This is a genomic window from Rhodococcus sp. (in: high G+C Gram-positive bacteria) (genome assembly GCF_049299235.1).
Taxonomy (GTDB): Bacteria; Actinomycetota; Actinomycetes; order Mycobacteriales; family Mycobacteriaceae; genus Rhodococcus.
The window spans coordinates 1-10,798 of record NZ_JBAQXC010000156.1; the positions used below are offsets into that span (position 1 = coordinate 1).

Sequence of the window (10,798 nt, forward strand, 5' to 3'; positions counted from 1 at the left end):
GACGATCGCGGCCGCGGAGGCGATCGTCGCCGCGACGAGCGGGGTGATCGCGGCCGCGACGAGCGGGGTGATCGCGGCCCCCGTGGTGCGGGTGACAACCGGCAGGACCGAGGGGGCGACCGGTCGAACCGCCGTGACGACGATCGGCGTGGTGGCTACGGCGACCGTCCCCGGGGGGACCGGCCCGAGCAGAATCGCGGTGAACGTGGTCGTGACGATCGACGTGGTGGTGACAGCCGCGGTCAGGGTACCGACCGTCGGGACGGTGGGGCATCGCGCCGGCGCGGCGGTGAGGGCGGTTTCGGCCCCGCACGTGGCCGTGAAGGAACGTCCCCGCAGCGCCGGGATTCTCGACCGGACGAGCCGGACCTGCCCGACGATATCGAAGCGTCGGAGTTGGATCCCACGATCCGCCGCGATCTTCTGAGCTTGGACAAGTCGAATGCGAACACAGTCGCCCGACATCTGGTGATGGCGGGCAAACTCGTGGACGACGATCCGCGACTCGCGCTCTCCCATGCACGGGCGGCGCGGCAACGCGCAGGGCGAATCGCTGTCGTCCGTGAAGCCGCGGGTATCACCGCCTACCACGCAGGTGAGTGGGCCGAAGCCCTGTCCGAGTTGCGTGCCGCACGCCGCATGTCGGGCGGTCCCGGACTGCTCGCCGTGATGGCCGACTGCGAGCGTGGCCTCGGCCGACCGGAGCGTGCCATCGAGCTCGGGCGCAGTGAGGAGGCTCGTGCGCTCACCGGCGACGACGCCGGCGAACTGCGGATCGTGGTGGCAGGAGCCCGTATGGACCTGGGTCAATTCGATCAGGCGGTTGTCACACTGCAGACGCCCGATCTTGACAATTCCCGGACGGGGATCGCCGCCGCGCGACTGTTCTACGCGTACGCGGATGCGTTGGTGGCGGCCGGACGTACGAAGGACGGCGTGACGTGGTTCCTCAACGCGGCCGCCGCGGACCTCGAGGGCGACACCGACGCCGAAGATCGGGTGGCGGAACTGACCGGCGACGATCTGTGACCGAACGAGGCGCCGCGACAACGGAATCCGGGAGAACGGAAGTCGGAACAGTGCCGGTGTCGTTGCGGTCTGTCTACGACGTGCTGCTGCTCGATCTCGACGGCACGGTCTATCGTGGGCGTGACGCTGTTCCCGGGGCGGTGAAGGCACTGACGGTCGGTGACGACCGATTGTTCTACGTCACCAACAATGCCAGCCGCCGGCCCCGTGAAGTGGCCGAGCACCTGTGTGATCTCGGGTTTCCGGCCGACGAGTCGACCGTGGTCACCAGTTCCCAGTCCGCGGCGCGCATTCTCGCCGAACGCGTCCCCGCGGGCGCGCCTGTTCTCGTTGTCGGAACCGAGGCACTGGCCGAGGAAATTTCCCGTGTCGGATTGGCACCGGTGCGGTCCGCGGCCGAGCGACCGGTAGCCGTCGTGCAGGGGCATTCCCCGGATACCGGCTGGACGATTCTCGCCGAAGCGACCCTGGCGATCCGGGCCGGCGCATTGTGGGTGGCGACGAACGTCGACTCGACGCTGCCGACCGAGCGCGGCCTGGTGCTGGGCAACGGCTCGATGGTCGCCGCCGTACGTTCGGCGACCGGAGCGGTGCCGTTGGTTGCGGGCAAGCCCGCAGCACCGCTGCTCGAGGACGCGATCGCCCGCAGCGTCGCCGAGCGTCCCTTGGTTGTCGGTGACCGCCTCGATACGGACATCGAAGGTGCGGTCACCGTCGGAGTCGACTCACTGCTCGTACTCACCGGTGTGAGCACCGTCGCAGACCTGTTGCGGGCACCGGCGACGCAGCGGCCCACGTATGTGGCGGAGTCGCTGAGTTGCCTCGACGCCGATGCCGCGACGCTACGGGCCGGTTCGGCCGAGGGATGGATCGTGACAGTCGACGGTGGTGACCTGCGGGTCGAGACGACCGGACCGGCCGATCCGATGGCGGCATTGCGCGCTGTGCTTCCGGTGGCCTGGGCGAACCAGGAGTTCGACCGTGTCATCGGGGTGAACGGCCCGGCGCGGTCCTCGATCCAGCAATGGAACACGGTGGCCTGAACCGGTCGTGCCGCGCGTCCGGTGGGCTCGCGATGCACTAGCGTGGTCAGCGATGAGCATGTCGATTCCACGCCCAGGCCAGCATCTTCCCGGTTCCCAGCCGGGAATCGAACCGGACCGGATCCACGTCGACGTGGACGGGTTGTTGACCCGAGCCCGCGACGCGGCCGGTGACGGTCACGATCCGGCCGGGGCGATCTCACGCCAGGCCCTGCTGCTCGAGCAGGCACACGATGTGCTGGTGCGGGCGCTCTCGACCGTGGACAAGGTCTGACGTGGCGCGTCGAGCACGGGTCGACGCGGAACTGGTGCGGCGAGGACTGGCCCGTTCCCGCGAACATGCCGGCGAGTTGATCGCCGCGGGTCGGGTCCTCATCGCCGGTGCGGTGGCCACCAAACCCGCGACCGCGATCGAGCCGGGTACGCCCCTGGTCGTCACGGAGGTCGCCGACGAGGTGTCGTGGGCGTCTCGCGGTGCGCACAAACTGATCGGCGCACTGGAGGCCTTCGTGCCGCACGGGCTGCACGTCGCCGGTAGGCGTTGCCTCGATGCGGGGGCTTCGACCGGTGGGTTCACCGATGTGCTGCTGCACAAAGGCGCACGAGAGGTCGTTGCGGTGGATGTCGGATACGGCCAACTCGTGTGGCGACTGCAGTCCGACGATCGCGTCCACGTCATCGATCGAACAAATGTGCGTAATATCGACGCCGAGCAGATCGGTGGGCCGGCCGAGTTGGTGGTGGCGGATCTGTCGTTCATCTCGTTGAAACTGGTACTACCGGCATTCGTGCGCTGTGTGTCGCCGGGCGCCGATCTGCTGCCGATGATCAAACCGCAGTTCGAGGTGGGGAAGGACCGTGTGGGCAGTGGTGGTGTCGTACGGGATCCGGTCTTGCGGACCGCGGCGGTTCTCGACGTGGCCCGCGAAGCCCAGACCCTCGGTCTGCGCACGTTGGGCGCGGTGGCCAGCCCACTGCCCGGCCCGTCCGGGAACGTCGAGTATTTCCTGTGGCTGCGCGCCGGGGAACCGGGACCTGACGACCTCGAGCCGTCGGTGATCGAACTCGTCGAGCGTGCGGTGCAGGAAGGACCACGTTGACCAGGAAATCGGACAGTATCGCGGCATCGGCCACGACCGATACGACAGTGCGGCACCGGGAGATTCTGCTGGTTTCGCACTCCGGGCGAGGCGAGATCGCCGAAACGGCGCAGCGCGTCGCCACGATCTTCGGGGACGCCGGAATCGGGCTGAGGGTCCTCGCCGAGGAGGCCGACAGCACCGGGCTCGGTGCGTTCGCGGCACCGGACGGCAGGGTTCGTATCGTCGACGCGGGCCCGGATGCGGCGGCCGGGTGCGAGATGGTGATCGTGCTCGGCGGTGACGGGAGTTTTCTGCGGGCCGCCGAACTCGCGCAGGCTGCGAGCGCGCCGGTCCTCGGAATCAACCTCGGGCGGATCGGCTTCCTCGCCGAGGCCGAGTCCGATCATCTCGAGGAGGCACTCGCGCAGGTCGTGCGTCGCGAATACCGCATCGAACATCGGATGACGCTCGATGTGACCATTCGCGTCGACGACACGATCGTCGAGCGGGGTTGGGCACTGAACGAGGCGAGCCTCGAAAACAAGTCGCGGCTCGGGGTGCTGGAAGTGGTGCTCGAAGTCGACGGCCGGCCGGTGTCGTCGTTCGGCTGCGACGGTGTGCTCATCGCCAGCCCGACCGGATCCACTGCCTACGCGTTCTCCGCAGGCGGGCCGATCGTGTGGCCCGAACTCGAAGCACTGCTGGTGATTCCGAGCAACGCGCATGCGCTGTTCGCTCGTCCGCTGGTGACCAGCCCCGAGTCGATCATCGCGGTGGAAACCCTGCGTGGCAGCCACGACGGTCTCGTGTTCTGCGATGGTCGCCGCACCCTGGACCTGCCCGCCGGCGGTCGGGTCGAGGTGGTGCGCGGTAAGAACCCGGTCCGGTGGGTCCGGCTGGACTCGGCACCGTTCGCGGATCGGATGGTCCGCAAATTCGAGCTTCCGGTGAAGGGCTGGCGAGGAAGGAAACCCTGACGTGCTCGCTGAGATTCGGATCGACAATCTGGGTGTCATCTCCGAGGCGAGTGCCCAGTTTCACGACGGCTTCACCGTGTTGACCGGTGAAACCGGCGCCGGAAAGACGATGGTGGTCACCAGCTTGCACCTGTTGTCCGGGTCTCGCGCGGACTCGGCCCGGGTGCGGGTCGGTGCCGGTCGCGCGGTCGTCGAGGGCCGATTCTCCGTCGATGCGGACGATTCGACCGGTGCGTTGCCCAGCCACGTCGAACGTGAGATCGCCCGGCTGCTCGAAGCGACCGGCGCCGAACGGGACGAGGACGGCAGCATCATCGCGGTACGTACCGTCGGCAGCGACGGGCGCTCCCGCGCGCATCTGGGGGGCCGCAGTGTCCCGGTGGGGATGCTCGCCGAGTTCACCGACCCGCTGCTGACCGTGCACGGACAGAACGATCAACTTCGGCTGCTGCGGCCCGACCAGCAGCGCGCTGCCCTCGACCGGTTCGCGGGTAAGACGGTGCTGTCCTTGCTGACCGGCTATCAGCAGAAGCGGAGGACATGGTTGTCGGCGCGTGCCGAACTCGCCGAGCGCACCGAGCGCTCGCGGGAACTGGCACAGGAAGCCGACCGCCTGCAGTTCGGCCTCGACGAGATCGACCGGGTCGATCCGCAATCCGGCGAGGATGTGCGGATCGTCGCCGAGGTACGCCGACTCGGCGATCTGGATTCGCTGCGGGAGGCGGCGCGTGCTGCACACGCAGTGCTGGCCGGCGGTGACGTCACCGATGGGGACGGGGCGACGCCCGCGCTGGACCTTCTCGGTGAGGCCCGTGCCCGCGTCGATGGGGCGGACGATCCGGCCCTCCGTGAGCTGAGCCCGCGGCTGGCCGAGGCGATGGCCGTGGTCACCGATGTGGCAGGCGACCTGTCCGGCTATCTCACCGATCTGCCGTCGGATCCCGGCGCTCTCGATGCGCTGCTGAACCGGCAGTCGGAACTCAAGGTGCTGACCCGTAAGTACGCCGCTGACATCGACGGAGTTCTCGCTTGGGCCGAGGACGCGCGGTCCCGGTTGTCGAAGATCGACGTGTCCGCGGACGCGCTGGCCGAACTCGCGGCGACCGTCGAGTCCGCTGCGGCGGCGACCGCTGGGGCGGCGACCGACTTGTCCGCGGCCCGGCGCAAGGCCTCGGCCCGGCTCGCGAAGGCCGTCAGCAAGGAATTGTCCGGTCTCGCGATGGGCCGGGCGACCCTCGACGTGCAGGTGCGCGACCGGGAGGCCGCCGAGCGGGATGCGACACCGCTGGCGGTCGGGGACCGAGCCCTGCACGCCGGGGAATCGGGTGTCGACGACGTCGAGTTCCGGTTGGCGGCGCACAGCGGCGCCCAGTCGCTGCCGCTGGCGCGCAGCGCGTCCGGTGGTGAACTGTCCCGAGTGATGCTGGCGCTGGAAGTGGTACTCGCCGCATCCGAACGTGGCGCCACGATGGTGTTCGACGAGGTCGACGCCGGCGTCGGAGGTCGGGCAGCGGTCGAGATCGGGCGGCGCCTGGCCCGGCTGTCGCGCACCCATCAGGTCATCGTCGTCACACATTTGCCGCAGGTCGCCGCGTTCGCCGACACACACCTGGTCGTCGACAAGGTCGACGATGCCGGTGGCGTCGTCAGCAGCGGCGTGCGCACCCTCGGCGAAACCGAACGGGTCGGCGAGCTCGCCCGGATGCTTGCCGGACTGGACGATACCGAAACCGGGCGTGCGCATGCCGAGGAACTGCTGGCGATGGCGCTTGCCGAACGGCAGAGTTGAGCGGTACGACCGGGCGCCGGGTGGGGCATACCGGCCGGTCTTCTTCGGCGTGACCCATCCGGCCCGGCGGATACTGTTCGGCGCGCCTCCGGTATCGCACCGCGACCCGGGTTCATCATCGATGCCATGAAGATGCCGGCTCTGCTGTCACGCAATAACGAAACGTTGCCCGGAGTGAGCGGCATCGCCCGGGTCGACAAGAACACCTCGAAGCTGCTGCGCCGCGTGGGCCCGGGCGACATCGTCGTGCTCGACGCGGTCGATCTGGATCGCGTGACCGCCGATGCCCTCGTCGAGGCGGGTGTCACCGCGGTGGTCAACGCATCCGCGTCGATCACCGGCCGCTATCCGAACCTGGGGCCGGAGGTGCTCGTCGCCAGCGGTATCGCGCTGGTGGACAATGCGGGCGCCGACCTGTTCAAGAAGGTCAAGGACGGTGCGAAGGTACGGCTGCACGAAGGCGGTGTCTACGCCGGGGAACGGCTGCTGATCCAAGGGGAGGAACAGACCGAAGCCGAGATCTCCGATCGGATGATCGAGGCGAAGACCGGGCTGGTCGACCATCTCGAGGCCTTCTCCGGCAACACCATCGAGTTCATCCGCTCGGAAAGCGCGCTTCTCATCGACGGCGTCGGCGTCCCCGACATCGACGTGGACCTGCAGGATCGGCACGTGGTCGTCGTCGCGGACGGCCCCGACCACCTGGAGGACCTGAAAGACCTCAAGCCGTTCATCAAGGAATATTCGCCGATCCTCATCGGTGTCGGCGCAGGCGCGGACACGCTGATGAAGGCAGGCTACCGGCCCGACCTCATCGTCGGTGACCCCGAGCAGATCGGCACCGAGACCCTCAAATCGGGTGCCGAGGTCGTGCTACCGGCGGACCCGGACGGGCATGCCCCCGGCCTCGAACGCATTCAGGACCTGGGCATCGGCGCGATGACGTTTCCGGCGGCCGGGGCCCCGGCGGATCTGGCGTTGCTGCTCGCCGACCACCACGGCGCCGCCCTGATCGTCACGGTCGGCAGCACCGTATCTCTCGACGAGTTCTTCGATCAGGGACGCCGCGACACCAACCCGTCGGCGTTCATGACGCGACTGAAGGTCGGACCGAAACTGGTCGACGCGAAGGCCGTCGCCACGCTGTATCGCAGTCGGGTGTCCGGTGGGGTCATCGCGCTGCTCGTGTTCGCCGCGCTGATCGCCGTGATCGCCGTGATCGCCGCGCTCGTCGTTTCGAATCTCGGCGGCGAGGTCGTGGACTGGGCAGTGCAGTTGTGGGACGACTTCCTCGAATGGGTGCGGGGGCTGCGGGCGTGATCTCCCTGCGCCAGCATGCCGTGTCCATCGCGGCGATCTTTCTGGCACTGGCGGTCGGGATCGTGCTCGGCTCCGGCGTGCTGTCGACCAGCCTGGTGTCCGGACTGCGCGACGACAAGGCCCAGATGCGCGACGAACTGCAGGGCGAACAGGACCGCAACAGTGTGCTGACGGAACGGCTCAATGCGGCGGACGGGTTCGATGCCGCGGTCGCCCCTCGGATCGTGCGGGACACGCTCACCGGCCGCACCGTGCTGATGGTTGCCGGACCCGACGCAGACCCGGCGGACCTCGACGCCGTCGTCGCCGCCGTCGAGGCGGCCGGCGCGGCCGTCACCGGACGGTTGTCGTTGACCGAATCGTTCGTCGACGCGACCGGTGCGGATCTGTTGCGCACCACCGTCACCAACGTGATCCCGGCCGGAGTGCAGTTGCAGACCGGCGCGGTCGATCAGGGCAGCCTGACCGGTGACCTGCTCGGCGCGGTGCTGCTCGTCGATCCGGGGACCGGGCAGCCGCGCAGTACGCCCGAGGAGCGGATGTTGGCGTTGACCACGCTGCGCAGCGGTGGTTTTCTGTCGTTCGAGGACGGCACAGTCGAGCCGGCCCAGTCCGCGATCGTCGTCACCGGAGGCCGGGCCGCCGCCGGGGACGGCAGTGGCGCCGAGGGAAGTGGCGCCGAGGGAAGTGGCGCCGAGGGAAGTGGCAACCGTGGCGCATTGCTCGCGCGGTTCGCCGCGACCCTCGACGGCCGGAGTGCCGGAACCGTTCTGGCGGGACGCCCCGACGCGGCCACCGGCAACGGACCGATTGCGGTGGTCCGGGCCGATACGGCACTGTCGGCGGGTCTGTCGACGGTGGACAACCTCGACCGTGAAGCGGGCCGGATCACCACCGTCCTGGCGCTCGGGGAACAGCTCACCGGCGGCGCGGGCCGGTACGGCACCGGGCCCGGTGCGAGCTCGGTCACCGTGGGATCCGCATCCCGCTGACAGCCGGTATCGACCCGGCTGTGGACGTTACGGCTGTGGACGACGCGACTTCGGTATCCGGGTTGTGATGTCGCACCGATTATGCGAGTCGTGCACGGATCTGCGACGGCGGGTGTTACGGTGAGGTTCCGTGGGTCCGCAGGCCCCAGCAACACCATTCTCAGTCCGAAGTCCTGCACCAGACGTCACGGGAGCTTCTTTGCCACAGTCACGCCACTCGCGTACCGCTACCAAGCACATCTTCGTCAGCGGGGGCGTTGCATCCTCGCTCGGCAAGGGGCTGACCGCATCGAGCCTGGGGGCGCTGCTCACCGCGCGTGGTCTGCGCGTGACCATGCAGAAGCTCGACCCCTACCTCAACGTCGACCCCGGCACCATGAACCCGTTCCAACACGGTGAGGTCTTCGTCACCGAAGACGGCGCCGAAACAGATCTGGACGTCGGACACTACGAACGGTTCCTCGACCGGAACCTGTCCGCCGACGCGAACGTCACCACCGGACAGGTGTATTCCACGGTGATCGCCAAGGAACGTCGCGGCGAATACCTCGGTGACACCGTCCAGGTGATCCCGCACATCACCGACGAAATCAAGAATCGCATCAAGGCGATGGCAGCCCCCGATGCCGAGGGCAACGTCCCCGACGTGGTGATCACCGAGATCGGTGGCACCGTCGGTGACATCGAATCCCAGCCGTTCCTCGAGGCCGCCCGGCAGGTCCGGCACGATGTCGGCCGCGACAACTGCTTCTTCCTGCACGTGAGCCTCGTGCCGTATCTGGGCCCGTCCGGGGAACTCAAGACCAAACCGACCCAGCATTCGGTGGCGGCACTGCGCAACATCGGAATCCAGCCGGACGCGCTGATCCTGCGCTGTGACCGGGACGTGCCCGATGCGTTGAAGGCGAAGATCGCGCTGATGTGCGACGTCGACGTCGACGGATGCATCTCCACCCCCGACGCGCCGTCCATCTACGACATTCCGAAGGTGCTGCACCGGGAGGGCCTCGACGCCTATGTGGTGCGTCAACTCGGACTGCCGTTCCGCGATGTCGACTGGACCGTGTGGGGTGATCTGCTCGATCGCGTCCACAATCCCCGTGAAACCGTGAAGGTCGCGTTGGTCGGAAAGTACATCGACCTGCCCGACGCGTACCTGTCGGTCACCGAGGCGCTGCGCGCCGGCGGGTTCGCGCACCGCGCAAAGGTCGAGATCAGCTGGGTCGCCTCCGACGAGTGCGAGACCGAGGCAGGCGCCGAACGCCACCTCGGTGACGTCGACGCCGTGCTGATCCCCGGCGGATTCGGAATCCGCGGCATCGAAGGCAAACTAGGCGCGATCCGGTTCGCGCGGACCCGCAAGATCCCGCTGCTCGGACTGTGCCTGGGCCTGCAGTGCGTCGTCATCGAGGCGGCCCGCTCGGTCGGGATCACCGGCGCGTCGAGCACCGAGTTCGATCCGGACACCACCGATCCGGTCATCTCCACGATGGCCGATCAGGAACAGATCGTCGCCGGTGAAGCCGACCTCGGCGGCACCATGCGCCTCGGCGCGTACCCCGCGGTGCTCACCAAGGGTTCGGTCGTCGCGAAGGCATACGGTACCGAGAACGTCTCCGAACGGCACCGGCATCGCTTCGAAGTCAACAACGCCTACCGCGATCGCATCGCCAAGTCCGGGCTGAAATTCTCCGGTACGTCCCCGGACGGGCGGCTCGTCGAGTTCGTCGAATACCCCGCCGACATGCACCCGTACTTCGTGGCGACGCAGGCGCACCCGGAACTCAAGAGCCGGCCCACCCGCCCGCATCCGCTGTTCGCCGGCCTGATCTCCGCGGCACTGCAGTACAAGGCCGCCGAACGGCTTCCCGTCGATGTGCACGGCGACAGCGCCGACACCGCGACGACCGACACCGCGACGACCGACACCGCGACGACCGACACCGCGGCGGAGGTCGACTAGCCCGTGGCGCAGCGACACGAATTCGAGACGCTGTCCACCCGCCGCGTCTACACCGGCGCAATCGTGTCGCTGCGCGTGGACGACGTGCGGATGCCGGACGGGCACGCCGCGCAGCGGGAGGTCGTCGAACATCACGGTGCCGTCGCGGTCGCCGCGGTCGACGACCGGGACCGGCTCGCGCTGATCCACCAATACCGGCATCCGCTCGGCCACCGGCTGTGGGAACTACCCGCCGGTCTCCTCGACGCTCCCGGCGAATCCCCGCTCGATGCGGCCCGCCGGGAACTCGCCGAGGAAACCGGATTCGGTGCCGACCGGTGGGACCTGCTCGTCGACATCGCCCTGTCGCCGGGTTTCACCGACGAAGCGGTACGCGTGTTCACCGCCGGCGACCTGCGACCCGTCGACCGGCCCGAGCCCGAACACGAGGAAGCCGACCTCGAAGTGCACTTCGTTCCCGTGCACGAGGCGGTGGCAATGGTGCTGAGCGGTGAGATCGTCAACGCGACCGCCGTGGCCGGCATCCTCGCGCTCGCCGCGACCCGCACCGCCGGGAACCCGCCGCGTTCACCGGACACCGACTGGCCGGACCGGCCCCGCGCC

Annotated in this window: 10 protein-coding genes; all 10 read left to right on the top strand. The window is 68.5% G+C overall.

Annotated elements, in window-relative coordinates; all coding sequences use genetic code 11:
- Positions 1 to 1,029 (top strand): hypothetical protein (locus WAX14_RS09610; protein WP_422627857.1); only part of this gene is annotated, 1,029 nt, incomplete at its 5' end.
- 56 nt (positions 1,030 to 1,085) lie between these two features.
- Positions 1,086 to 2,072 carry an HAD-IIA family hydrolase gene (locus WAX14_RS09615; protein WP_422627858.1) on the top strand — a complete coding sequence of 329 codons (987 nt, stop codon included), beginning with the start codon at positions 1,086 to 1,088 and terminating at the stop codon, positions 2,070 to 2,072.
- A gap of 52 nt (positions 2,073 to 2,124) precedes the next feature.
- Positions 2,125 to 2,346, top strand: coding sequence for a hypothetical protein (locus tag WAX14_RS09620; protein WP_422627859.1), 222 nt, complete (start codon positions 2,125 to 2,127; stop codon positions 2,344 to 2,346).
- A gap of 1 nt (position 2,347) precedes the next feature.
- A complete protein-coding gene (locus WAX14_RS09625; RefSeq protein WP_422627860.1) occupies positions 2,348 to 3,172 on the top strand; it encodes a TlyA family RNA methyltransferase in 825 nt (274 codons plus the stop codon).
- A 17-nt stretch (positions 3,173 to 3,189) separates the two neighbouring features.
- Positions 3,190 to 4,131: an NAD kinase gene (locus WAX14_RS09630; RefSeq protein WP_422627865.1), complete on the top strand. Its 942-nt coding sequence runs from the start codon at positions 3,190 to 3,192 to the stop codon at positions 4,129 to 4,131.
- A gap of 1 nt (position 4,132) precedes the next feature.
- Positions 4,133 to 5,920 carry a DNA repair protein RecN gene (recN, locus tag WAX14_RS09635; RefSeq protein ID WP_422627861.1) on the top strand — a complete coding sequence of 596 codons (1,788 nt, stop codon included), beginning with the start codon at positions 4,133 to 4,135 and terminating at the stop codon, positions 5,918 to 5,920.
- Positions 5,921 to 6,046: 126 nt separating this feature from the next.
- Positions 6,047 to 7,240 (top strand): putative cytokinetic ring protein SteA, encoded by a 1,194-nt coding sequence (gene steA / locus WAX14_RS09640; RefSeq protein WP_422627862.1) that lies wholly within the window; start codon positions 6,047 to 6,049, stop codon positions 7,238 to 7,240.
- A complete protein-coding gene (locus WAX14_RS09645; protein WP_422627866.1) occupies positions 7,237 to 8,232 on the top strand; it encodes a copper transporter in 996 nt (331 codons plus the stop codon). Before steA ends, WAX14_RS09645 begins: the two co-directional genes overlap by 4 nt.
- Positions 8,233 to 8,431: 199 nt before the next feature.
- Positions 8,432 to 10,195 (top strand): CTP synthase, encoded by a 1,764-nt coding sequence (locus WAX14_RS09650; RefSeq protein ID WP_422627863.1) that lies wholly within the window; start codon positions 8,432 to 8,434, stop codon positions 10,193 to 10,195.
- A 3-nt stretch (positions 10,196 to 10,198) separates the two neighbouring features.
- The coding region (locus WAX14_RS09655) for an NUDIX domain-containing protein (RefSeq protein ID WP_422627864.1) at positions 10,199 to 10,798 on the top strand (600 nt) is incomplete at its 3' end.

Coding starts and splice junctions, on each gene's coding strand:
- WAX14_RS09620 (WP_422627859.1), top strand. CDS start 2,125: ATGAGCATGTCGATTCCACGCCCAGGCCAGCATCTTCCCGGTTCCCAG.
- steA (WP_422627862.1), top strand. CDS start 6,047: ATGAAGATGCCGGCTCTGCTGTCACGCAATAACGAAACGTTGCCCGGA.